This is a genomic window from Streptomyces sp. NPDC005302, assembly GCF_040607345.1.
Classification (GTDB): domain Bacteria; phylum Actinomycetota; class Actinomycetes; order Streptomycetales; family Streptomycetaceae; genus Streptomyces.
In genome coordinates this window covers 1-23678 of the sequence record NZ_JBEXGN010000024.1, presented here as the reverse complement: position 1 = coordinate 23678, position 23678 = coordinate 1, and the positions used below count along the sequence as shown (strand labels likewise).

At 72.1% G+C, this 23678-nt stretch carries 20 protein-coding genes; 13 read left to right on the top strand and 7 right to left on the bottom strand.

Translation table 11 applies throughout. The features are described from left to right. Window positions 1-36: 36 nt before the first annotated feature. Window positions 37-588, bottom strand: a complete 552-nt coding sequence (locus tag ABZT74_RS28600; RefSeq protein WP_164372953.1) for a SigE family RNA polymerase sigma factor — start codon at window positions 586-588, stop codon at window positions 37-39. A 250-nt stretch (window positions 589-838) separates the two neighbouring features. Continuing rightward, on the bottom strand, window positions 839-1756 hold the full coding sequence (locus ABZT74_RS28595; protein WP_356439361.1) for an A/G-specific adenine glycosylase: 918 nt from the start codon (window positions 1754-1756) through the stop codon (window positions 839-841). Window positions 1757-1947: 191 nt separating this feature from the next. Between ABZT74_RS28595 and ABZT74_RS28590 the strand changes: the two genes are divergently transcribed. Beyond that, a complete protein-coding gene (locus ABZT74_RS28590) occupies window positions 1948-2781 on the top strand; it encodes a hypothetical protein (RefSeq protein WP_356439358.1) in 834 nt (277 codons plus the stop codon). A 136-nt stretch (window positions 2782-2917) separates the two neighbouring features. Here the strand turns inward: ABZT74_RS28590 and disA are convergent, their stop codons facing one another. Together disA and radA are read right to left on the bottom strand one after the other, a co-directional pair. Continuing rightward, window positions 2918-4042 carry a DNA integrity scanning diadenylate cyclase DisA gene (gene disA, locus ABZT74_RS28585; RefSeq protein ID WP_355878683.1) on the bottom strand — a complete coding sequence of 375 codons (1125 nt, stop codon included), beginning with the start codon at window positions 4040-4042 and terminating at the stop codon, window positions 2918-2920. Between the two features lie 68 nt (window positions 4043-4110). After that, window positions 4111-5520 carry a DNA repair protein RadA gene (radA, locus tag ABZT74_RS28580; protein WP_356176060.1) on the bottom strand — a complete coding sequence of 470 codons (1410 nt, stop codon included), beginning with the start codon at window positions 5518-5520 and terminating at the stop codon, window positions 4111-4113. A 377-nt stretch (window positions 5521-5897) separates the two neighbouring features. On the opposite strand from radA, the gene ABZT74_RS28575 reads away from it, so the two are divergent. After that, the gene (locus ABZT74_RS28575) at window positions 5898-7733 is read left to right on the top strand and encodes a hypothetical protein (protein ID WP_356176058.1); all 1836 of its coding nucleotides are present in this window, start codon (window positions 5898-5900) and stop codon (window positions 7731-7733) included. A 78-nt stretch (window positions 7734-7811) separates the two neighbouring features. On the opposite strand, the gene ABZT74_RS28570 is transcribed toward ABZT74_RS28575, so the two are convergent. Next, entirely contained in the window at window positions 7812-8567 is a 756-nt protein-coding gene (locus ABZT74_RS28570) for a hypothetical protein (RefSeq protein ID WP_356439455.1), read from the bottom strand. A 209-nt stretch (window positions 8568-8776) separates the two neighbouring features. Between ABZT74_RS28570 and ABZT74_RS28565 the strand changes: the two genes are divergently transcribed. The 4 genes from ABZT74_RS28565 (at window position 8777) to ilvD (ending at window position 14126) form a co-directional block, all read left to right on the top strand. Beyond that, a complete protein-coding gene (locus ABZT74_RS28565; RefSeq protein WP_355878676.1) occupies window positions 8777-9709 on the top strand; it encodes a Ppx/GppA phosphatase family protein in 933 nt (310 codons plus the stop codon). 931 nt (window positions 9710-10640) lie between these two features. After that, on the top strand, window positions 10641-11465 hold the full coding sequence (locus ABZT74_RS28560; RefSeq protein WP_355878672.1) for a sugar phosphate isomerase/epimerase: 825 nt from the start codon (window positions 10641-10643) through the stop codon (window positions 11463-11465). Beyond that, a complete protein-coding gene (locus tag ABZT74_RS28555; protein WP_356176049.1) occupies window positions 11462-12079 on the top strand; it encodes a TetR family transcriptional regulator in 618 nt (205 codons plus the stop codon). The genes ABZT74_RS28560 and ABZT74_RS28555 overlap by 4 nt, the downstream gene beginning before the upstream one ends. A gap of 193 nt (window positions 12080-12272) precedes the next feature. Beyond that, complete coding sequence (gene ilvD / locus ABZT74_RS28550; protein WP_356439354.1) at window positions 12273-14126, top strand: dihydroxy-acid dehydratase; 1854 nt, start codon at window positions 12273-12275, stop codon at window positions 14124-14126. 59 nt (window positions 14127-14185) lie between these two features. Here ilvD and ABZT74_RS28545 read toward each other — a convergent pair whose 3' ends face one another. Next, entirely contained in the window at window positions 14186-16342 is a 2157-nt protein-coding gene (locus ABZT74_RS28545; protein ID WP_356439351.1) for a serine/threonine-protein kinase, read from the bottom strand. Window positions 16343-16476: 134 nt separating this feature from the next. Between ABZT74_RS28545 and ABZT74_RS28540 the strand changes: the two genes are divergently transcribed. The 7 genes from ABZT74_RS28540 (at window position 16477) to proC (ending at window position 22014) form a co-directional block, all read left to right on the top strand. After that, the gene (locus tag ABZT74_RS28540; protein ID WP_356176041.1) at window positions 16477-16797 is read left to right on the top strand and encodes a peptidase; all 321 of its coding nucleotides are present in this window, start codon (window positions 16477-16479) and stop codon (window positions 16795-16797) included. A gap of 49 nt (window positions 16798-16846) precedes the next feature. Further along, complete coding sequence (locus tag ABZT74_RS28535) at window positions 16847-17164, top strand: hypothetical protein (RefSeq protein ID WP_356176183.1); 318 nt, start codon at window positions 16847-16849, stop codon at window positions 17162-17164. A 66-nt stretch (window positions 17165-17230) separates the two neighbouring features. Further along, window positions 17231-17743: an EamA/RhaT family transporter gene (locus ABZT74_RS28530; protein WP_356439348.1), complete on the top strand. Its 513-nt coding sequence runs from the start codon at window positions 17231-17233 to the stop codon at window positions 17741-17743. 222 nt (window positions 17744-17965) lie between these two features. Further along, entirely contained in the window at window positions 17966-18778 is an 813-nt protein-coding gene (locus ABZT74_RS28525; RefSeq protein WP_356439345.1) for a class I SAM-dependent methyltransferase, read from the top strand. Window positions 18779-19442: 664 nt separating this feature from the next. After that, complete coding sequence (locus tag ABZT74_RS28520) at window positions 19443-20249, top strand: ABC transporter ATP-binding protein (RefSeq protein WP_355878648.1); 807 nt, start codon at window positions 19443-19445, stop codon at window positions 20247-20249. Then, entirely contained in the window at window positions 20246-21085 is an 840-nt protein-coding gene (locus tag ABZT74_RS28515; protein WP_356439342.1) for an ABC transporter permease, read from the top strand. The genes ABZT74_RS28520 and ABZT74_RS28515 overlap by 4 nt, the downstream gene beginning before the upstream one ends. Window positions 21086-21204: 119 nt before the next feature. Beyond that, window positions 21205-22014: a pyrroline-5-carboxylate reductase gene (gene proC / locus ABZT74_RS28510; protein WP_355878642.1), complete on the top strand. Its 810-nt coding sequence runs from the start codon at window positions 21205-21207 to the stop codon at window positions 22012-22014. Between the two features lie 60 nt (window positions 22015-22074). On the opposite strand, the gene trpS is transcribed toward proC, so the two are convergent. After that, a complete protein-coding gene (gene trpS / locus ABZT74_RS28505; RefSeq protein WP_356439340.1) occupies window positions 22075-23076 on the bottom strand; it encodes a tryptophan--tRNA ligase in 1002 nt (333 codons plus the stop codon). Window positions 23077-23678: the final 602 nt, after the last annotated feature.

Sequence of the window (23678 nt, the reverse complement as noted above, 5' to 3'; positions counted from 1 at the left end):
AACTCCCCGCCTTCAGGACCTGTCTGGCCCGAACTCCTAGGCCGCGCAACGCTCCCGCTCCCTACTCGCTTCGAGCGCGCGGGCGGCGCCCTCTTCCAGGTCCCTGCTCTCCAGCTCCTCGCGGAGCCGCGCCAGCGCCCGGTGCAGCGTGCTCTTGACCGTTCCGGCCGACATGCCGAGTGCGGCGGCCGTCTCCTCGGTCGACATCTGCTCCCAGTGTCGCAGCACCACGACACTGCGCTGCTTGGGTGCCAGCACCTTCATGATGTCCATCAGCAGCGCGCGGTCCGCGTGCTGCTCGGTGGCGTCCTCCACGCTCGCGTCCGGCAGCTGCTCGGTGGGCACCTCTTCGAGCTTGCGGGCCCGCCACCACTCGGTGCGGGTGTTGATCATGACGCGGCGCAGGTAGGCGTCGGCCAGCCGCTTGTCCGCGATCCCGTCCCAGCGGCCGTACGTCCGTACGAGCGCGGTCTGGAGCAGGTCCTGGGCGTCGACCGGGTCGGGGACCAGACGGCGGGCACTGCGCAGCAGCGCGTCCTGTCGAGTGCGGACGTACTCCTCGAATTCGAGCACCTCGCCGTGCGCCATGATCAACCGCCTCCATCCCCGTTTCCGACCTGCCCGCTGCCGGTTCTCCGTTGCCTGCGACCGAGGGCTCCCCGGCCGCTCGTCGCGGCCGCCCTGCGGTACGGCAATGAAGTTACGGAGGCGTTGTCACGGGGTTGTCCGAGACAGCCTGCGGCCAGCACTCGGCTGTCCGTCGGTTGTGTAACGGATGTAGGAGCTGGGTAAGGCGGAGTGGGTTTATGTCCGGCTTGGTGCCGGTTCGACCCTCCGGCTATGCCGACGGCAGCCGATACAGACCGCCGGCGAGCGGCTCGACCAGTCCGTCGGAGACGAGTCCGTCCAGCGCCCGGGCCCGCTGGACCGGTTCCTCCCACACGCGGTCCAGCGCGGCCTGCGGAATGGGCACATGGGCCTCGCGCAGGATGGCCAGCAGCTTGCCCCGCACCTGGCGGTCGGTGCCCGCGTACGTCTGCCCCTTGCGCGGCGGCCCGTCGTGCTCCGGCTTGCCGGCCAGCCGCCACGCGCACAGCGCGGCGATCGGACAGCGATGGCAGGACTCGTTCCTCGCCGTGCAGACCAGTGCGCCGAGCTCCATCGAGGCCGCCGCCCAGCGTGCGGCCGTGTTCTCGCCCTCGGGCAGCAGCGTGCGGGCGAGCCGGCGCTCGGCCGCGGTGGTGGCGTTCGGCGGGTACTGCACGCCGGTGACCGCACGGGCGAAGACCCGGCGGACGTTGGTGTCCAGCACGGGATGCCGCTGGCCGTACGCGAACGAGGCGACCGCCGCCGCGGTGTACTCCCCGATGCCGGGCAGCGCCAGCAACTGCGCGTGCTCCGTCGGTACGTCGCCGCCGTGCCGTTCCGTTATGGCCACCGCGGCGCCGTGCAGCCGCAGCGCACGGCGCGGGTAGCCGAGCCGGCCCCAGGCCCGGACGGCCTCGCCGGGGGCGTCCTTCGCCAGGTCGGCGGGGCGCGGCCAGCGGGCCAGCCACTGCTCGTACACGGGCAGCACGCGGTTGACGGGGGTCTGCTGGAGCATGAACTCGCTGACCATCACCGCCCAGGGTCCGGCGTCGGGGTGGCGCCAGGGCAGTTCGCGGGCGTGCTCGTCGAACCAGTCGATGACAGGCGCGTGGAGGTCCTCGCCGGGAGCGTTCCGGGCGGTTTCGGTGGGCTTGGTGGGTGCAGTCATGGCGGTATCGATCCTGCCATGCGGGGGCGGGGACGTGGGGGCGACGCCGGGGGCGGGCGGTGGTGAAAGACCGCACCCGGCCGTCTCCACGTCCCCCGAAAGGCGCCGACCGGGATGATGATCCGGAAAAGTTGATGCCAGGGCGGCGGGTGGGGCCGGCGGCGCGGCGGATCTCTCGTACAGTTTGCGCCGTGGGATCACTGCGCAATCCGGTCGGGCCGCTTCCCTCCACCATCTACTGGCGTCGGAGGGCCGTTCTGCTGTCCGTGGCAGCCCTGTTGGCGCTGCTCACGGTCTGGGTGGTCGGCCCGGGCGGCGGAGGTGGTGGCAACGACTCCGGCGGATCGAACGGGAAGAACCCCGCGCCCTCGATCACGCCGGGCCCCTCCGGCTCGGGCCCCGCGATCAGTCAACACCCGGGCGGCCGGGACGAGTCGAGCGGTGGCGGCAGCGCCGGCGACGGCAGCGGTGGCGGGGACGGCAGTGGCGACGGCGGGAGCGGTGACGGCTCCGGCGACGGTTCGGGGTCCGCGGGTTCCGGCGGAAGCACCGGGGGCGGCTCCGGCGACGGCGCCAACGGCGGCGCCGGGGCGGGCGGTCAGCTCCCGGCCGGTTCCAGCCTCCCCAACTGCACCCCGAACTACGTCAAGTTGACGCTCAAGAGCGTGCACAACTCGTACGCCCCCGACGAGCGGCCCACCATCCAGCTCATCGCCAAGAACACCTCGGGCAGTGACTGCAAGGTCGATCTCGGCCCGAAGAACACGGTGCTGACGATCACTCAGGCCGGCAGCGACGACGACATCTGGGCCTCCGACGACTGCCCCAAGGGCTCCACGGGCGCGCTGTACCGCGTCCCGGCGCACAACCAGGTCGTCTACACCGTGAAGTGGGACCGCAAGCCCGGCGCTCCCAAGTGCGCCACGCCCCCTGCGGGTTCCGCCCCCGCCGGCACGTATCTGGTCGAGGCGAAGGCTCCGGGCCTCACCAAGGCGCAGACGTCGTTCGTGCTCTCGAAGGACTGAGCGCCGGACCCGGTCTCCCGATGGGAAGGCCGGGGCCTGCGCGGCGCCGCCGCCCCGAGGGACTCACCCGTCGCCCGTGCTCAGGGCGCGGCGCCCGCCGGACGAGGTGTACCCGTCCGGCGGCCGGCCGTCGGTCTCAGACGTAGCGCTCCAGGATCGAGGACTCCGCCAGCCGGGACAGGCCCTCGCGGACACTGCGGGCCCGGGCCTCGCCCACGCCGTCCACCGTCTGGAGGTCGTCGACGCTCGCGGCGAGCAGCTTCTGCAGCCCGCCGAAGTGCTCGACGAGCCGGTCGATGATCGCGCCCGGGAGGCGCGGCACCTTCGCGAGAAGCCGGAACCCGCGCGGGGACACCGCGGTGTCGAGCGCCTCGGGGGAGCCGGTGTAGCCCAACGCCCTTGCCACCGTGGACAGTTCGAGAAGCTCCGCGTGGCTGAGCGCGTCCAGCTCGAAGAGCGCCTCGTCGACGGTGCGGGACCGCTTCGCGGTCGGTTCCGGCACGTAGTCCCGGACGACCAGCTCGCGGTCGGGTTCGACGCCGGCGATCAACTCATCGAGCTGGAGCGTCAGAAGGCGTCCGTCGGTGCCCAGCTCCACGACGTACTCGGCGATCTCGGTCGCGATACGACGCACCATCTCCAGCCGCTGCGCGACCGCCGAGACGTCCCGGACGGTGACCAGGTCCTCGATCTCCAGCGCGGACAGCGTGCCCGCCACCTCGTCCAGCCGGAGCTTGTAGCGCTCCAGGGTCGCGAGGGCCTGGTTGGCACGCGACAAAATCGCGGCGGAGTCCTCCAGGACACGGCGCTGACCGTCGACGTACAGGGCGATCAGGCGCATCGACTGGGAGACCGAGACGATGGGGTAGCCGCACTGCTTGCTCACCCGGTCCGCGGTGCGGTGCCGCGTACCCGTCTCCTCCGTCGGGATCGTCGGGTCGGGCACCAGCTGCACACCCGCCCGCAGGATCTTGGTGATGTCCTTGTCGAGCACGATGCCGCCGTCGAGCTTGCACAGCTCGCGCAGACGGGTCGCGGTGAACTCGACATCCAGGATGAATCCGCCCGTACACATCGCTTCGACGGTCTTGTCGGAGCCGAGCACGATGAGTCCGCCCGTATTGCCGCGGAGAATCCGTTCGAGCCCGTCACGCAGTGCCGTACCGGGTGCCACGGCGCTGAGCGCGGCGCGCATCTGGCCATCGGCACCGGAGCTCCCACCGGACTTTCCGGGAGCTGCTGCCCGGTCGTTGGCTGCCACTGCACTCCTCCGGTCGCGGGTTTCCGGTCGCGCTCGGTTCGTACGGACGGGCGAGACCAGGGCAAAGTCTACCGGCGCCGCTCCTCTTCCCGTGGGGCCTCTCTGCGACGCGAGCGCGGAAGCACGCTCAGCGCCTCTCCGATGTCGGCCACTTCCAGCACCTTCATACCGGCAGGGACCTTGCCGGGGTCGGCCGGGACGAGGGCGTGCGTGAAGCCCAGCCGGTGCGCCTCGGCCAGCCTGCGCTGCACGCCCGTGACGCGTCTCACCTCGCCCGCGAGCCCCACCTCGCCGATCGCCACGAGGTTCTTGGGCAGCGGGGTGTCACTCGCGGCGGACGCGAGGGCCAGCGCGATGGCGAGGTCCGCGGCGGGCTCGGAGAGCTTCACTCCGCCGACCGTCGCCGAGTAGATGTCCCGCTTCCCGAGCGCGCTGATCCGGCCGCGCTGCTCCAGCACGGCGAGCATCATCGAGACGCGGGAGGTCTCCAGGCCGGACGTCGTGCGTCGCGGGGAGGGGATCTGCGAGTCCACGGTGAGCGCCTGGACCTCGGCGACCAGGGGGCGGCGGCCTTCGAGGGTGACGGTCAGGCAGGTGCCGGGCACGGGCTCGGCGCGGCGGGTCAGGAAGAGCCCCGAGGGGTCGGTCAGCCCGGTGATGCCCTCGTCGTGCAGCTCGAAGCAGCCGACCTCGTCCGTCGTCCCGTAGCGGTTCTTGACGCCGCGCACGAGGCGCAGGCGCGCGTGCCGGTCGCCCTCGAAGGAAAGGACGACGTCCACCAGGTGCTCCAGCAGGCGCGGACCCGCGATCGCGCCGTCCTTGGTGACATGGCCCACGAGCAGGGTGGACATGCCCCGCTCCTTGGAAGCGCGGATCAGCGCGCCCGCCACCTCGCGGACCTGCGCCATGCCGCCGGGCGCGCCGTCGATCTCCGGGGAGGCGATGGTCTGCACGGAGTCCAGGATCAGCAGGGACGGCTTCACCGCGTCCAAGTGGCCGAGGACGGCGGCCAGATCGGTCTCGGCGGCGAGATACAGGTGGTCGTCGATCGCCTTGATGCGGTCGGCGCGCATGCGTACCTGGCTGGCCGACTCCTCGCCCGTCACATACAGCGTGCGGTGCTCGTCGCTCGCCGACTTGGCGGCGACGTCCAGCAGCAGCGTGGACTTGCCGACGCCGGGTTCGCCCGCGACGAGGACGACCGCGCCGGGGACGAGGCCGCCGCCGAGGACACGGTCCAGCTCGGGCACGCCGGTGCTGCGGGCGGTGGCCTGACGGGCGTCGACCTGTCCGATCGGGACCGCGGAGGTGGTCACCCGGCCCGGGGCCGTCGTCCGGACGGCGGGCGCGCCGTACTCCTCGACCGTCCCCCACGCCTGGCATTCGGAGCAGCGGCCGAGCCACTTGGCCGTCTGCCAGCCGCACTCGGTGCAGCGGTAGGACGGCCGGTCCTTCGCGGTTTTCGTACGGGCAGCCATGACCGAACCGTAGCCGGACCCACTGACAACCGGGCCCGCGCCGGCCGCCGGCGGCGGAACCGGCCCGCCCCGGCCGCCCGGCCCCCTCCGGAGCCGTCACCCCACGCGGCCCGCCGCGGTGTCCGCCCGGCCGCCCGGACCCGCCCTCGCGTCGGCCACCCCGAGCCCCCCGTGCCCCGGTTCCACCCCCGCGTGACGGAACCTCCGGTGGTCTCGCGCCGGGTCATCTGCCATCGACTGCCATCGCCGCCCGTGACGGCCCAGGCCAGGGATCGGGGGTCACTGTCCCCTATTGAGGGATCGTTTCACCCGTACGGATTAAATGTGCTCAAGGTGGAGGAAGCGGCCACCGCCGGGCACCTACGGTCGCACGGGTGATGAGCAGCAGTCCGGAGACCTCCACGCACACCACCGGCGCACACCGGGCGCACGGAGCCGCGCGCAAGCGGGCGGCCGTGCCCCGCGGCGCGACCCCCCACACCCTGGCCGAGCGTCCCCCCGCGCGGTACGAGCCGTACCTGGACGGCCTGTTCACCTACTGCCTGTCCGTGCTGTGCGACCACGACGCGGCCACCGCCGCCCTCGGGGACACCCTCGCCCTCGCCGAGCGCCGCAGTCCGCGCGGCCCGGAGTCCGGCGCCGACCGCAGGGCCTGGCTCTACGCACTGGCCCGCTGGTCCTGCCTGCGCAAGCTCACCGAGGCGCGCCGCAAGCGCCAGGCGGCGCACGCCTCCGGGCGACACGCTCCGCGGAAGCCGTCGAAGCGGCAGAGGAACGACTCCCGGGGCTTCGGCACGTCCGGCGGCGCCGAAGGGGCGGCCGAGCTCAAGGCCCCCCACAAAGGAGCCCACAAGTCCGCGGCAGACCGGCGCGCGGCCGAGGCACTGAGCGCCGTCCCCCTCTCGGAGGAGGCCCAGGCGCGACGGAGCCACGAACTCGCCCTGCTGGCCTGGCCGGAGGCCGCCGGTACGACCCCGGAACAGCGCGAGGCGCTCGAACTCGCCGTCCGCCACCAGCTCGCCGCCCACGAGGTCGCCGCCGTCCTCGGCATGGACCTGGCCGGCACCCGCGAGCTGCTCGCCTCGGCCGCCTGCGAGGTGGAACGCACGCGTGCGGCGCTCGCCGTCGTCGAGACGGGCACCTGCCCCAGCGTCGCCCGGCTCACCGGCGACAGCAGGCTCGTCCTGAGCGCCACCCTGCGCGGCGAACTGGTCCGGCACGTCGACGACTGCCCGCGCTGCCGCCGTACCGCCGAGCGCGCGGTCCCCGGCACCTGGCCCGGCACCAGCGTCACGCCCGCCGCGCTCCCCGTCCTTCAAGCCCCGCAGGCGGACCTGCGTGTGGCCATGGCACACGCCCCCCGCGCGCGGGGCAGCGCTCCGCGCTTCGACCGGCGCGGATTCCCGATGGACCCCAAGGATCACGCGGCCCGGCGCGACCGGCTGCGCGCGCGTGCCGTCACGACCGCGATCGTCGCCACCGTCGTCGCCGCGCCCGTCGTCGCCCTGTGGGCGGCGTACCGGGGCGCGCCGCTGACGGGCGAGGGCGTCGACGGCCGGCCGGCCACCGCGAGCGAGGCGCAGGACCCCGACGGCCTGGACGCGGGCCGGGCGGGAGGCTACGAGAACGCGGGCAACGCCAGTTCCCGGCCCGACTCGCGCTTCACCAAGGGCAGCCGCTCACCTGACGTCTCCGTGGAGGTCGTCAGCGCCCCGGGGAGCAGCCGGGGGCACCTGTCCGTGGCGGCCCGCAACGACGGCGACACCACGCTGGTCACCCTGACCGCGTCCGGCAGCGCACCGGTCCACTGGTCGGCCCGCACCGGCGCGGCCTGGCTCTATCTGAGCAAGGCGTCGGGAACGCTCGACCCCGGCGAATCGTTGACGATCAAGGTGTACGTCGATCATCTCCACGAGCCGCTCGGCCGTTGGAGAGCGCGGGTGTCGGTCGCCCCGGCGGGCGCGGTCGTCACCATCGACGGGTACGGGAACGCGCGCCCGTCCCACCCCGGCGGCCACGGCCACGGACCCGGTCCGACCCCGAGCGACACCAGCTCGTCGGCTCCGGTCTCGACGCCTCCGGCCGACCCGGAGCCCTCCGACAGCCCGACCGACCCGTCGCCCACCCCGACGGGCGGCGACCCGTCCCCCTCGGACCCGGGCGGCTCGACACCCCCGCCGAGCGACAGCGGCACGGCGAGCCCCTCGTCGTAGGGCGGGCCCGTGCGAGGCATACGGGCCGTGGCCCCCCGCCGGACGGGGCGGCCCACCGGGTTGTCGGGCCACCGGGTGTCAGGCCACGGGGTCCGCGGGATGCGGTGCCAGCAGCGGCAGTTGCGCGGCGAGGCGCTCCTGGCACAGCTCGGCCAGGCGGTCGTACCCCTCCTTGCCCATCAGCTCGACCAGCTCCGGCCGGTACGAGACGTACACCGGGTCACCGGCGCCGTGCGCCGACGTCGCCGACGTGCACCACCAGTGCAGGTCGTGGCCGCCCGGGCCCCAGCCCCGGCGGTCGTACTCGCCGATGGAGACCTGGAGGATCCGGGTGTCGTCGGGCCGGTCGATCCACTCGTACGTGCGGCGCACGGGCAGCTGCCAGCAGACGTCCGGCTTGGTCTCCAGGGGCTCGCGCCCCTCCTTCACCGCCAGGATGTGCAGTGAGCAGCCCGCGCCGCCGGCGAAGCCGGGGCGGTTCTGGAAGATGCAGGAGCCCTTGTACGGGCGGGTCTGGCGCTCACCGTCGTCGTCCTCGGAGACCCAGCCGGTCTCCGTACCCACGTCGTGGTGCTGCCAGATCTCCGGCGTGAGCCGGGCCACGTGCCCCGCGACCCGCTGCTCGTCCTCCTCGTCCGAGAAGTGGGCCCCCAGCGTGCAGCAGCCGTCGTCCGCGCGGCCGGCCTGGATGCCCTGGCAGCCGCTCCCGAAGATGCAGTTCCAGCGAGAGGTCAGCCATGTCAGATCGCACCGGAAGATCTGCTCGTCGTCGGCCGGATCGGGAAACTCCACCCACGCGCGAGCGAAGTCGAGGCCCTTCTCGTCGCTCTTCATCGCCGCCTTCTTCGACTTCGCGGCCTTCGCCTGCGAAGAACCCGTGGCTGATTTGTCGGACTTCGCCTTTTTCGTCTTTGGCACGGGTCCAGGGTAAGTCGCTTCGGCCCCCTCCGGGGACGCCCCGTCCGTCACCCGCAGATCACCCTTTGACAAGGCCTTTCGCCCCACCCCACGAGAAGCGCCGCGCGGGCAGTAGCGTTCCGTACATGAGACTCGGTGTCCTCGACGTGGGTTCGAACACGGTGCATCTGCTGGTGGTGGACGCCCACCCCGGCGCCCGCCCGCTGCCCGCGCATTCGCACAAGGCCGATCTGCGGCTCGCCCAACTGCTCGACGAGAGCGGGGCGATCGGCCCCGAGGGTGTCGACAAACTGATCGAAACGGTCCAGGAGGCCCTGGAGGCCGCCGAGGACAAGGGCGTCGAGGCACTGCTCCCGTTCGCGACGTCGGCCGTCCGCGAGGCGAGCAACGCCGACGAGGTCCTCGCGCGCGTGCAGACCGAGACCGGTGTCGAGCTGCAGGTCCTCACCGGCGCCGAGGAGGCCCGGCTCACCTTCCTCGCCGCCCGGCGCTGGTTCGGCTGGTCCGCGGGCAAGCTCCTCGTCCTCGACATCGGCGGGGGCTCCCTGGAGATCGCGTACGGCATCGACGAGGAGCCCGACGCTGCGGTGTCGCTGCCGCTGGGCGCGGGCCGGCTGACCGCGGGCTGGCTGCCCACCGATCCGGCGGACCCGGCGGACGTACGGGCCCTGCGGCGTCACGTGCGCGCCCAGATCGCCCGGACCGTCGGTGAGTTCAGCCGGTTCGGCGCCCCCGACCACGTGGTCGCCACGTCCAAGACGTTCAAGCAGCTCGCCCGCCTCGCCGGCGCGGCACGTTCCACCGACGGCCTGTACGTCCAGCGCGAACTGAAGCGCCGCTCCCTGGAGGACTGGGTCCCCCGCCTCACCGCCATGACGGCCGACGAACGGGCCGAACTCCCCGGCGTCTCCCCGGGCCGCTCAGGCCAGCTCCTCGCCGGCGCGCTGGTCGCCGAGGGCGCCATGGACCTCTTCGGCGTGGAAACACTGGAAATCTGCCCCTGGGCCCTCCGAGAGGGAGTCATCCTCCGCCGCCTGGACCAAATGGAATCAAACTAACGACCGCGAGGGAGAGCGGGGGCGGGGCTGGACGGAGACGTCTCAGGGGCCCGGGTGCGCGGGCCGAGAGCGGGTGCTGGGGCCCGGGCGGAGACGTACTCAGAGGTGCGGACGCTCGGGCCGCGCTGGGACCGGGCCGGGCGGAGACGTACTCAGGGGCGCGGGGAACTGCGCGATCAGCCACAGCGGTCCGGCAGCCGGTCACGGCGAGTGGCCCGGGCAGACGGGCCGCGCTGGGACGGGGCCGGGCGGAGACGTACTCAGGGGCGCGGGGAACTGCGCGATCAGCCACAGCGGTCCCGCACCCGGGCACGGTCGACGCTTGTCACGGCGAGTGGCCGAGGCGCGTACGGGTCCGGGCTGGGCGGAGACGTCTTCAGGGGCGCGGGGAACTGCGCGACCAGCCACGGCGCCCCCGCACCCGGGCATGGGCCGACGCCCGTCACGGCGAGTGGCCGAGGCGCGTACGGGTCCGGGCCGGGCGGAGGCGTACTCAGGGGGCGCGGGGAACTGCGCGATCAGCCACGGCGCCCCCGCACCCGGGCACGGTCGACGCCTGTCACGGCGAGTGGCCCGGGCGTACGGGCCGAGCCGGACCGAGGCCCGGCGGAGTCGCACGGCACCTGCGCGATCATGCACCCGCCTCCGCACAGAGACACCCCCAAGCCCCCATACCGCCCCCGCACACCACGTGGCCTCGCCCACACTTCCCCGGGAGACCAGGCTCACAACCCCGCGAACGCAACGCGCACCCCCTCCACACCCGAGCGGCCGAGAACCCCCAGGCAGGAGCCCAACCACCCCCGCCCCGAGGCCCGATCACCCCGCCCCGGAGGACGCAGGGCCCCGCCCCGGGACGCACACCTGAGCGTCCCGGCCACCGCCACCGAGCCTCACCCACCCGCCCAAGGCACCCCGTACGCTGTCCCTCGTGGCAGAACCAGTCGTGCGGATCCCGGATGCGAAGGTCGCGCTGTCCACGGCGTCCGTGTACCCGGAGTCGACGGCGACGGCCTTCGAGATCGCCGCGCGCCTCGGCTACGACGGTGTCGAGGTCATGGTGTGGACCGATCCGGTCAGCCAGGACATCGACGCCCTCCGCCGCCTCAGCGACCACCACCGGATGCCGATCCTCGCCGTCCACGCCCCGTGTCTCCTGATCACGCAGCGCGTCTGGTCCACCGACCCGTGGACCAAGCTCCAGCGCGCGAAGGCCGCCGCCGAGAAGCTCGGCGCCAGCACCGTCGTGGTGCACCCCCCGTTCCGCTGGCAGCGCCAGTACGCCCGTGACTTCGTCACCGGAATCTGGCGGATGGCCGACGAGACGGACGTCCGGTTCGCCGTCGAGAACATGTACCCGTGGCGGTACCGCGACCGGGAGATGCTCGCGTACGCCCCCGACTGGGACGTGACGAAGGACGACTACCGGCACTTCACGATCGACCTCAGCCACACCGCGACCGCCCGCACGGACGCCCTCCAGATGCTCGACCGCATGGGCGACCGCCTCGGCCACGTGCACCTCGCGGACGGCAACGGCTCCGGCAAGGACGAGCACCTGGTCCCCGGCCGCGGCACCCAGCCCTGTGCCGAACTGCTCGACCACCTCGCCCAGTCCGGCTTCGACGGCCACGTCGTCATCGAGGTCAACACCCGCCGCGCCATGTCCAGCGCCGAGCGCGAGGCCGACCTGGCGGAGGCCCTGGCCTTCACCCGGCTCCACCTGGCGTCCGCGGTGAAGGTGCCCCGCAGGTGACGGACGTCGCCCCCCGCCGCGGCCGGGGACGCCCCACCCGTACGCAGACGGAGGCCGGCCCCGCCACCCGCGACCGCATCCTCGACGCGGCCCGCGAGGAGTTCTCCGAGCGCGGCTACGAGAAGACGTCGGTGCGCGGCATCGCCAAGGCCGCCGGCGTGGACCCCGCGCTCGTCCACCACTATTTCGGCACCAAGGAGCAGGTCTTCGAAGCGGCTGTCGCGGGAGCCATGGCCCCCGCGTTCGGCGCCCCCGACACGATCGTCGAGGGACCGCTCGACGGCGTCGGGGAACGCCTGACCCGCTTCTTCTTCGGCGTCTGGGAGAACCCCACGAGCCGTACACCGCTGCTCGCCATCGTCCGCTCGGCGGTGAACAACGACACCGCGGCCGCCGTCTTCCGCCGGCTCGTCGCCGCGCAGCTGCTGCGCCGGATCGCGGCCCGGCTCGACGCCTCCGACGCGGAACTGCGCGCCGAGCTGGCGGCGGCCCAGCTGGTCGGGGTCGCGATGCTCCGCTACGTGATCAGGGTCGAGCCGCTGGCCTCCGCGGACATCGAGCGCATCGTGGCCCGAGTGGCCCCCGTGGTCCAGGGACACCTGACGAACCCATGAGCGACTGGACCGGCGTACGGTGGGGTTCCGGACCCTCGCAACCTCGCTGACCTGCGCGTACACCCCGTAGCGGTGGTCGCTGAGCGAGACGGATGTCCCGGGATGCGGACACCCGGTCCGGATCCTGGAGCACCGGCGTAGGCTCGACGTCAGTCATAACTCTCCTCATACCTCCCCGAAGGAGCGAGCGACGATGCCCGATCTGAGGTCCCGCACAGTCACCCACGGCCGCAACATGGCGGGCGCACGCGCCCTGATGCGCGCCTCCGGTGTACCGGGCGCGGACATCGGACGGAAGCCGATCATCGCGGTCGCCAACTCCTTCACGGAGTTCGTGCCGGGCCACACCCACCTCCAGCCCGTCGGCCGGATCGTGAGCGAGGCCATCACGGCGGCCGGCGGCATCGCCCGCGAGTTCAACACCATCGCGGTCGACGACGGCATCGCGATGGGGCACGGCGGCATGCTGTACTCGCTGCCCTCCCGCGACCTGATCGCGGACTCGGTGGAGTACATGGTCGAGGCGCACTGCGCCGACGCCCTGATCTGCATCTCCAACTGCGACAAGATCACGCCCGGCATGCTGATGGCGGCGCTGCGCCTGAACATCCCGACGGTCTTCGTCTCCGGCGGTCCCATGGAGTCCGGCCGCGCCACCCTGGTGGACGGCACGGTCCGCACGCTCGACCTGGTCGACGCGATCTCCGACGCCGTGAACGACAAGATCTCGGACGAGGACATCCTCCGTATCGAGGAGAACGCCTGTCCGACCTGCGGCTCCTGTTCCGGCATGTTCACCGCCAACTCGATGAACTGCCTGACCGAGGCCATCGGCCTGAGCCTGCCCGGCAACGGCTCGGTCCTCGCCACCCACACCGCCCGCAAGGGGCTGTACGAGGACGCGGGCCGCACGGTCGTCGAGATCACGCGCCGCTACTACGACCAGGACGACGAGTCGGTCCTCCCGCGCAACATCGCCACGCACGCGGCCTTCGAGAACGCCATGGCCCTCGACATCGCGATGGGCGGCTCCACCAACACGATCCTGCACCTGCTGGCCGCCGCCCAGGAGGCGGGAGTCCCCTTCGGCCTCGACGAGATCAACGCGGTCTCGCGCCGGGTGCCTTGCCTCGCCAAGGTCGCCCCGAACGTCGCCAAGGACCGCACGTACTACATGGAGGACGTGCACCGCGCCGGCGGCATCCCCGCCCTCCTCGGTGAGCTCCACCGCGCGGGCCTGCTGAACGAGGACGTCCACTCGGTGCACAGCCCGTCGCTCTCGGACTGGCTGAAGACCTGGGACGTGCGCGCCGGCTCCCCGTCCCCGGAGGCGATCGAGCTGTGGCACGCGGCCCCCGGCTGCGTCCGCTCCTCCGAGGCCTTCTCCCAGTCGGAGCGCTGGGAGGCGCTCGACCAGGACGCCGAGAACGGCTGCATCCGCTCCTCCGAGCACGCCTACTCCCGGGACGGCGGCCTCGCGGTCCTCAAGGGCAACCTCGCGGTCGACGGCTGCGTCGTGAAGACCGCCGGCGTCGACGAGTCCATCTGGACGTTCGAGGGTCCGGCCGTCGTCTGCGAGTCGCAGGAGGAGGCCGTCGACAAGATCCTCCGCAAGGAGATCACGCACGGCGACGTCGTCGTCATCCGCTACGAGGGCCCCAAGGGCGGCCCGGGTATGCAGGAGATGCTCTACCCGACCTCGTTCCTCAAGGGCCGCGGCCTCGGCAAGACCTGCGCCCTGATCACCGACGGCCGCTTCTCCGGCGGCACTTCGGGCCTGTCCATCGGCCACGCCTCCCCGGAGGCCGCGTCCGGAGGCACGATCGCCGTCGTCCGCGACGGTGACCGCATCCGTATCGACATCCCGAACCGCTCGATCGAACTGCTCGTCCCCGACGAGGAGTTGGCCGCCCGGCACGAGGCCCTGAACGGCGTCTACGCCCCCGCGAACCGTGAGCGCAAGGTCTCCGCAGCGCTCCGCGCGTACGCCGCGATGGCGACCAGCGCGGACAAGGGCGCGGTCCGGGACGTCTCGAAGCTGGGCTGAACACCGGCCTGAGGACAGCGAAGGGGGCCGCTCCTGCCGGGGCGGCCCCCTTCGGCCTGTCACCACCCCGAGGGATCCCGCGCGTCGACCGCGAAGAGGGAGCCGTCGGGTGAGGTGGCGTAGATCTTGTCCCGGGCGGGGAGGGGGGCGGGAAGCAGACTGACGAGTGAGCCGCGCTGGTCACCCAGGCGGGCCCGGGTCTGACCGAGAAGGGTGCCCCGATCGGTGTCGACCGCGATGAGCCGCCCGTCCACCGCGCTGAGGTAGAGGCGATGGCCCGACACGACCGGCGCCGACGCCTTGCTGACGGATGTCTCCACCCGCCACAGCTGTTTCGAGGTCCGGGTGTCCACGGCGACCAGCGAACCGTCGCTTCCCAACAGGTAGGCCACGTCCCCCCGGAGCACCGTCTGGGCCTGTGCCTGTGGGATGCGCAGCACGGTGCGGCGGAGGGCGCGCGTCGCCACGTCGTAGCGCAGCACGGCATTCGTGTACTGGTCGACGGTGGCCGAGGTGAACCAGGCCGTGCCGTCACGGGCGGCCACCAGATCCAGCGTCCCCTCCACGCGGCGCTGCCACTTCACGGCGCCGGTCTGCGGGTTCACCGCGGTCACCCGGGTCCCCGTCCCGGAAGGCGGCGCCACCGCATAGGCGGTCCCGTCCCCGTACGTGTGGAACTGCGGCACGGCCAACCCGGGGATCGCGTGGCGCCACATCTCCTCACCGGTGGCGGCGTCCAGGGCGGTGACCCGGGAGTCGGAGCCGCTGAGCAGCACGACGCCGGCGACGTGGGCGACAGCACCGGAGTAGGACGAGACGTCTCGGCTCCAGCGCGTCGAGCCGGTCACGGGATCCAGCGCGGTCAGGCGACGCCCGTTGCTGCCGCCCACCAGCAGGAGTCCTCCGGAGAGAACCGGAGCCGGGGTGGCGTAGGCACTCACGTCCCCCGGGTCGCTCCGCGACCAGAGCACCTCGCCGCCATCGGGATCGATCGCGGCCGCCAGGACACCGGGCCGGACACAGAACAGCTCCTTCGGCGCATCCGTGCACTGGGGCTGTCCCTGGGCCTTCGTGCCGGACGCACTGAGGTCGAGCTCCCATGGCCGGAAGGCGATCCGAGGTGTCGCCGCCGTGTCCTGCTTCGTCGCGGGGTCGTGCGGGTGTCCATGAAGGCCGAGGACGCCGAGCCCGCCGACGGTCAGGGCGGCGACCGCGACGGCCACCGGCAGACGCCACCGCCTCCCGGACCCCTTCCGCCCGGCCGTGTGGGTGGGGTCCTCGGAACCCTCCGGACGCTCGGGCGCTGCCGCCCGGACCGCGAACGCCGGCTTCTCCGACTCCCCGTTCCCGGTGCGCTGTTCGGGTATGAACGCCCGGGTGTCGTACGACGCGGAGACCGAGCGCAGCGCCGTCATCAGCTCGTCCGGGGTCGGCCGGTCCTCCGGCTCCTTGGCGAGGCAGCGCGCGACCAGGCCCACGAGGTCGTCCGGTACACCTGTCAAGTCCGGTTCGTCGTGGACGACTTGATAGGCGACCAGATACGGACTGTCCGAATCGAAGGGTCCGCTCCCGGTGGCGGCGTGCACGATCAGCGAGCCGAGGGCGAACACATCGGCGGCCGGGCCCACATGCCGTGGCTTGCGGAACTGCTCCGGAGCCATGAACGGCGGCGTGCCGATCAACTTGCCCGTCTCCGTGCGAAGTTCACTGTCGGCCGGGCGGGAGATGCCGAAGTCGATGACTTTCGGACCGTCGTCGGCCAGCAGGACGTTGCTGGGCTTGAGGTCGCGGTGGACGACTCCGGCGCGGTGGATGTCCCGCAGCGCCTCGGCGAGCCCGGCCATCAGATGGCGCAGCCGCGCCGACGACAGCGCGCCGTTCCGCTTCACGTGCTCGGCAAGGGTCGGCCCCGGAATGAACAGGGTTGCCATCCACGGGTTCTCGGCCTCGGGATCGGCGTCGACCACGGGCGCGGTGAAGGCACCGCTGACCCGGCGGGCGGCCGTGACCTCCTGGCGGAACCGCCCCCGGAACTCGGGGTCCTGGGCGAGCGCGGCGTGGACGACCTTGACGGCGAGTCTCAACCCGGAGGCGGAGCGCGCCAGATGAACGATGCCCATGCCGCCGGAGCCGAGTTCCGCCTCCAGCAGGTACTGCCCGGCATAGCGCGGCTGTTCCGCTTCCGGGTCCGTACCGGTGCTGCGCTGTGGCGGCATCACTCACCCCCGTGGGTTCGACCGCATGCGCGACGCGCAGAGCCTAGTCGATCCCGCGTACGAAACATCGGCGGCTTGCTAGCCTCGGCGCGCAGCATGATTTTGGCGTGAACCAATCAACGGGGGAGATCGATATGGCCACGGAAGACCTTGCTCTCACGGACTCGACCGAAGCGGCGGAATCCGAGCCGCTGACCGCCCAGGCGCTCCGCACCTACCCACTCGCACCGGGTCACAACGTCAACGTCAGAAGCGGCCCGGGCACCCACTTCAGCATCGTCCGCACCCTGCCGGCGGGTTCGCGTATCCCGATCTACTGCCAGTGCCCGGGGGAGTCCGTGAGCGGCCCCTACGGCGCGAGCAAGATCTGGGACAACATCTCGAACGGCCAGTTCGTGTCGGACGCGTACGTACAGACGGGCAGCGACGGCTATGTCGCCCCGAAGTGCTCCTGACGTCAGACGAAGGGAACCGACTGTGAAGATCGTGTCCGGCAGACGGGGGATGCTGGTGGGCGGCCTCGCCACCGCGCTCCTGGCCGTGGCGGGAACCATGTCCCAGGCGGCAGCGGTCACCAGGACGTATCCGCTCGCCCCCGGTGCCAGCGTCAATGTCCGCAGCGGGCCCGGCACGCACTACCCGGTCGTTCGCACGATCCCGGCGGGTCAGAGCGTCCCCATCCGCTGCCAGTGCCAGGGGGAGTCCGTCAGCGGCTACTACGGCACGTCGACCATCTGGGACAACATCGCCAACGCCCAGTTCGTCTCGGACGCCTACGTCCACACGGGCAGCGACGGCTACGTCGCCCCGCAGTGCTCCTGACCCGGACCACCGCACCAGGGCCCCCGCGGCGCCCACCGGTCCCGGAGCCGGGGCGATAATCGTCGGGTGACCGACGAGACGACGACCCCCGGAACCGCGACAGGCACCCCCGCGGGGCCCCTGCCCGAGCCCCTGCGTTTCTTCGGGACGACCTGGGTGGAGCACGACGGCGGCTACGCCGGCCGGCGCGCCGGTGTGGCCGTCGGCTCGCTCGCCGCCGCGGTGGCCGCCTGCTTCGTGCTCCGCTTCGCCTACCAGGGCCTGGCCATCGCCGACGTCGGCACGCCCGTGACGGTGATGGTCGTCGTGATGTTCACGGTGTGCAGCGCCCTCGCGTTCCGTCACACCTCCGGCTCGTTCACCAGGCGGCCCGACCCCGACCGCCAGGCATCCCTCCGCGGGCTCCTGGCCATCGGCTTCGTCGGCTCCCTGCTCGCCTACTGCTTCCGTTCCCTCACCGAGGCCCCCGGCGAGCGGCTCCACCGCGAGGAGTACGAGACGGCGAAGGAGCAGTACGCCCGCCGCACCACGCGCCGCACCGGCAACCCGTCCAAGGCGAAGAAGAGCCGCAAGGCCTGACGTCGTCCCGCCGACGGTGAACGGCCGTAGTGCCCGGCCTCGACGCGCGGGCGAAGAGCAGCCGCACGCAGCCGCGACTCCTGGCCTGGCGTCGGCGAGGGGCGGGAGCCGAGCCCGTCGGCACGGGAACCGGCGCGAGAAGCGACCGCCCCGACCGGGCCCCGCTCTCGCCCCGTAGGAAACCCCTACTCAGCACTCGGCCCCGCCAGCGATCATGACCCCATGACGGCTTCCTCCTCTCCCTCCGCCCCCAGCCCCGAGCCCGCCCCGCATGGCACCCGCGCGCACTCCTTCAACGCGGCGGCGGCCCAGTACGCGGCGAACCGTCCCTCGTATCCGCCCGCCCTCTTCGACGCCGTCGAGGAGCTCGCGGGCCGGACCCTGGCCGGTGCCAGGGTCGCCGACGTCGGTGCGGGGACCGGCATCTCGACCGTCCTCCTGCACGACCGCGGCGCGGACGTCCTCGCCGTGGAACCGGGCCCGGGTATGGCCGCCGAGTTCCGCCGCGTCCACCCCCACCTCCCGATCGTCCGGGGCAGCGGCGACGCTCTTCCGCTCGCGGACGCCTCCGTGGACTTCATGACGTACGCCCAGTCCTGGCACTGGACCGACCCGGACCGTTCCGTGCCGGAGGCGTTGCGGGTGCTGCGGCCCGGCGGGGCGCTGGCCCTGTGGTGGAACACCGAGGCGCTCGACGTGCCATGGATCGAGGCGGCCGCCCGGCGCACCGAGCGCTTCCTCGGCATCGATCCGGTGGTCGAGAAGAACGGCAGCGGTGCCCGTGCCGCCCACTCCCTCAGTGCCGACCCCGCCGGACGCCTGTCCTTCGAACGGAGCCGGGTCCGGTGGAGCCGCCGCGTCCCGCTCGACACCCACCTCGCCAACATCGGCAGCCACTCGGCCTTCCTGGTCCTCGGCGAGGAGGCCACCGCGGCGTTCTTCGCGGAGGAGCGCGAGCACCTCCTCCGGACGTTCCCCGACGGGCTCGTCGAGGAGACCTACGTCGTGGAGCTCCTGGTCGCGACCCACTCGTGACCCGGTGCGGCGGCCCACCCCAGGGCCGCCGCACAACTGCCCGCCTCCATGAGCACGCAGACATCCCCGGGCACGGCCGCACCGTGGAAGCGCGCCTCCGCCGGAGCGATCAGCGCGAGCGCCAGGACGGCCCTGACCGCCTCGACGGCCCCGTCCCGCCCCGTCCGCCTCCGCGAGCTGCCCGAGGCCCACGGGGGACGGTGGCCGTACGTCAACGGACAGCCCGGCCGCCTCGCTGCGCCCTCGCTGCGCCCGCGTCCGCCGCCGACCGGGCGAAGCCGCCCTGAGCTCCAGGCCCTTGACCGTTCTGCCCGCGCGAGAGCAATATTCATCGGGTGATGATTATTCAGTCGAGGCCGACCGACGGCACACGCATCACCGTCACCGGACGCATCACAGACCCCACACGCACCGTGCCCAACTCAGACGCCATGAGCGGCATAGACGTCACGGACACAACGAACATCACGAGGGCCACGGACGCCACGGACGCCACGGACGCCACAAGAGCGCGACACCCGCCCCAGGAGCCGGACCTCCCAGGAGCGCCCACCGTCACGCAAGCACCCGGTATCCGGCCCCCGAACACCCCGAACACCCCGAACATCCCTCCCTCCCGCCCCAGCACGCCCCACTCCTGAACACCCGACTCCCAGGAACGCCCGTGTCCTCACCCCAGCCCGCCGCCGTCCGCGCCGAAGGCCTCACCGTCCTGCGCGGCCCCCGTACCGTCCTGCGCGGACTCGACTTCACCGTCCCGCGCGGCCGGATCACCGGGCTGCTCGGCCCGTCCGGCTGCGGAAAATCGACCTTGATGCGCGCGACCGTCGGTACCCAGGCCAAGGTCGAGGGCACGCTCGAAGTGCTCGGCCGCCCCGCCGGCGACCCCACGCTCCGCTCGCGCATCGGCTACGTCACCCAGGCGCCCTCGGTCTACGACGACCTGACCGTCCGCCAGAACCTCGACTACTTCGCCGCGATCCTCGACCCCGGCAGGGCCGCCGCCGAACGACGGCACGCCGACGTCACCCGCGCGATCACCGACGTCGACCTCACCTCGCACGCCGACGCACTGGCCGGCACCCTCTCCGGCGGCCAGCGCAACCGCGTCTCCCTCGCCGTCGCCCTGCTCGGAGCCCCCGAACTCCTCGTCCTCGACGAACCCACCGTCGGACTCGACCCCGTCCTGCGCCGCGACCTGTGGAGCCTCTTCCACGGCATCGCCGAAGAGCGCGACGCCACGCTGCTCATCTCCTCGCACGTGATGGACGAGGCCGAGCGCTGCCACCGGCTCCTGCTCATGCGCGAGGGCGAGATCCTCGCCGACGACACCCCGGACGCCCTGCGCGAGAGGACCGGATCCGACACCGTCGAGGCCGCCTTCCTCACCCTCGTCGACGAGGCGGCCGCGGCCCTCCCCGAACCCCGGCCCGCCGGGGCCACCGACCCCCGCGAGGAGACCGCCCGATGAGCCCCGCACAGCCGACCACGGCCACGGCCCCCGACAGCCCCGCCGTCTCAGCGCCCGACCACGCCTCCGGCCCGCGCCCCGTCTCCCGTCCGAGGGCCCTCACCCTCTCCCGCACCACCGCCACCGCGAGCCGGGTCCTGCGCCAGCTCCGGCACGACCCGCGCACCATCGCGCTGATGATCCTCGTCCCCTGCGTGATGCTGTTCCTGCTCCGCTACGTCTTCGACGGCAGCTCCCGGACCTTCGACTCCATCGGCGCGTCCCTGCTCGGGATCTTCCCGCTGATCACGATGTTCCTGGTGACCTCCATCGCGACCCTGCGCGAACGCACCTCCGGCACCCTCGAACGCCTCCTCGCCCTGCCCCTCGGCAAGGGCGACCTGATCGCGGGCTACGCCCTCGCCTTCGGCACGGTCGCCGTCGTACAGTCCGCCCTGGCCACCGGCCTCGCCGTCTGGGTCCTCGGCCTCGATGTCACCGGCTCACCCTGGCTGCTCCTGCTCGTCGCCCTGCTCGACGCCCTTCTCGGAACCGCCCTCGGCCTCTTCGTCTCGGCCTTCGCCGCCTCCGAGTTCCAGGCCGTGCAGTTCATGCCGGCCGTGATCTTCCCCCAGCTCCTCCTCTGCGGCCTGTTCACCCCGCGCCCGGCCATGCACCCCGTCCTGGAGGCCGTCTCCGACGTGCTCCCGATGTCGTACGCGGTCGACGGCATGAACCAGGTTCTCCAGCACACCGACATGACCGCGACCTTCGTACGCGACATCCTGATCGTCGCCGGCAGCGCGGTGCTGGTCCTCTTCCTCGGCGCGGCCACGCTGCGCCGCCGTACGTCCTAGCCGCCCGCCCCCTCCGAGCCCTTCCGCGCCCGTCCGCCCACCGGACACCCCGCCCGCCCCCATGACCCCGGTGGGAGGATGAACACGGACGATCCAACCCTCGGAGGGCACCCGCAACCATGGTCCAGAAAGTCGCAGTCCTCGGCACCGGCAAGATCGGCGAAGCCCTGCTCAGCGGAATGATCCGAGCCGGCTGGGCCCCCACCGACCTCCTGGTCACCACCCGCCGGCCGGAGCGGGCGAAGGAACTCCGGGACCGTCACGGCGTCACCCCGGTCACCAACGCGGAAGCGGCGAAGACCGCCGACACCCTCATCCTGACCGTCAAGCCGCAGGACATGGGCACCCTCCTCGACGAGCTCGCGCCGCACATCCCCGCCGACCGCCTGATCATCAGCGGCGCGGCCGGCATCCCGACCTCGTTCTTCGAGGAGCGCCTGGCCGCCGGGACGCCAGTCGTCCGGGTCATGACGAACACCCCCGCCCTCGTAGACGAGGCCATGTCCGTCATCTCCGCCGGCAGCCACGCCACGCCCGAGCACGTGGCCTACGCGGAGGAGATCTTCGGAGCCGTCGGCAAGACGCTGCTCGTCCCCGAGTCGCAGCAGGACGCCTGCACGGCCCTGTCCGGCTCCGGACCGGCGTACTTCTTCTACCTCGTCGAGGCCATGACGGACGCGGGCATCCTGCTCGGCCTGCCCCGCGACAAGGCCCACGAACTGATCGTCCAGTCCGCGATCGGCGCCGCCGTCATGCTCCGCGACAGCGGGGAACACCCGGTGAAGCTCCGGGAGAACGTCACGTCCCCCGCGGGCACCACGATCAACGCGATCCGCGAACTCGAGAACCACGGCGTGCGCGCCGCGCTCATCGCCGCCCTCGAAGCGGCCCGCGACCGCAGCCGCGAGCTCGCCTCCGGCAACAGCTGACCGGGCCGACGCCTTCGGCACCCGGGGACCGGGATGCCGAAGGCGCGCTCCCGGCGCCCTTCAGTCCGCCGCCGGCAGCAAGCCGATCGCCCGGTAGGCCGCGTCCACCGTCGGCCGTGCCCGCTCCCTGGCCCTCACCGCGCCGTCCCGCAGCACCCGTTCCACCTCGCCGGGATCGGCACACAGCTCCTTGTGCCTCTCCTGCACGGGCCTGAGCAGTTCGACCACGGCCTCGGCGGTGTCCTTCTTCAGAGCGCCGTACGACGTGTACGTACCGCTCAGTTCCTCGGGATCCCCGCCTTCACAGGCGGCGAGGATCTCCAGCAGGTTCGACACCCCCGGCCGTTCCTCCCGGTCGTACGCGACCTCCTGCCCGCTGTCGGTCACGGCCCGCATGACCTTCTTCCGTACGGCGTCGGGCTCGTCCAGCAGATAGACGACCCCCGGACCCACGTCGTCGCTCTTGCCCATCTTCGACGTCGGCTCCTGAAGGTTCATGACCCGCGCCGCCACCTCCGGCCGGGTCGCCCGGGGTACCACGAACGTGTGCCCGTACCGCTGGTTGAACCGCACCGCCAGATCCCGGGTCAGCTCGACATGCTGCGTCTGGTCGTCGCCGACCGGCACCTCGTCCGCCCCGTACGCCAGGATGTCGGCCGCCATCAGCACGGGATACGTCAGCAACGACAGCCGAACGCTCCCACCCCGCGCCCGCTCCCGCGCGGCCTTCTCCTTGTACTGGATCATCCGCCGCATCTCCCCGTCGGTCGCGACGCACTCCAGCAGATACGACAGCCGCGCGTGTTCGTCGACATGACTCTGGACGAACACGGTGCACACCTCGGGATCGAGCCCCGACGCCAACAGCAACGTCGCCGCCTGCCTGCTGAGTCTGAGCACCCGCGCCGGATCGTGGTCCACGGTCAACGCGTGCAGGTCGACGATGCAGAACAGCGCGTCGGCCCGGTGCTGGTCCACCTCGGCCCACCGCCGCACGGCTCCCAGGTAGTTCCCCAGCGTCAGATGCCCGGTCGGCTTGACCCCGCTGAAGATCAGCGTCATCTCTCCACCTCCTGATCGAGGCCGCCGCACCCACCGGCCGGCTCCCCAGGAGGGAGACACAAAAACGGCCGCCGAGAGCGGCGGCCGTTGAGTACCTACGTGCGTACGGCCGCCGTCAGGCGGCCCACCACAGCTGGGTGCACGTACGCGTAGTCATGGGGGCCACAGTACGCCCGGGCGGGCCGGTCCGGACCGGAGTTGACACGCCCCCACCCCGTACGTAGTGTTCTCCGAGTTGTCCGACGTGAGCGCCGACCCCGGTCGGTCCCCGGACAGCCATTCCGCACCACCATTCAACGACCGACGACTCGTCGTCAGCTCGTTTTCATGCGTGTTTGCGAAATGAGGATTCCGCGTTCGAAAGGGCGCCACCCCGATTAGCTCGGGAGCCAGGAATCCGCTAATGTCTCACTCGTCGGAACGGCCCAACAGCTGCGAAGACAAGCCCCGCTGACTGGGGGTCAGGCCCGAAAGGATCTGATAGAGTCGGACTCGCCGGAAAGGGAGACGCGAAAGCGAAAACCTGGAAAGCGCCGAGGAAATCGGATACGGAAACGGTCTGATAGAGTCGGAAACGCAAGACCGAAGGGAAGCGCCCGGAG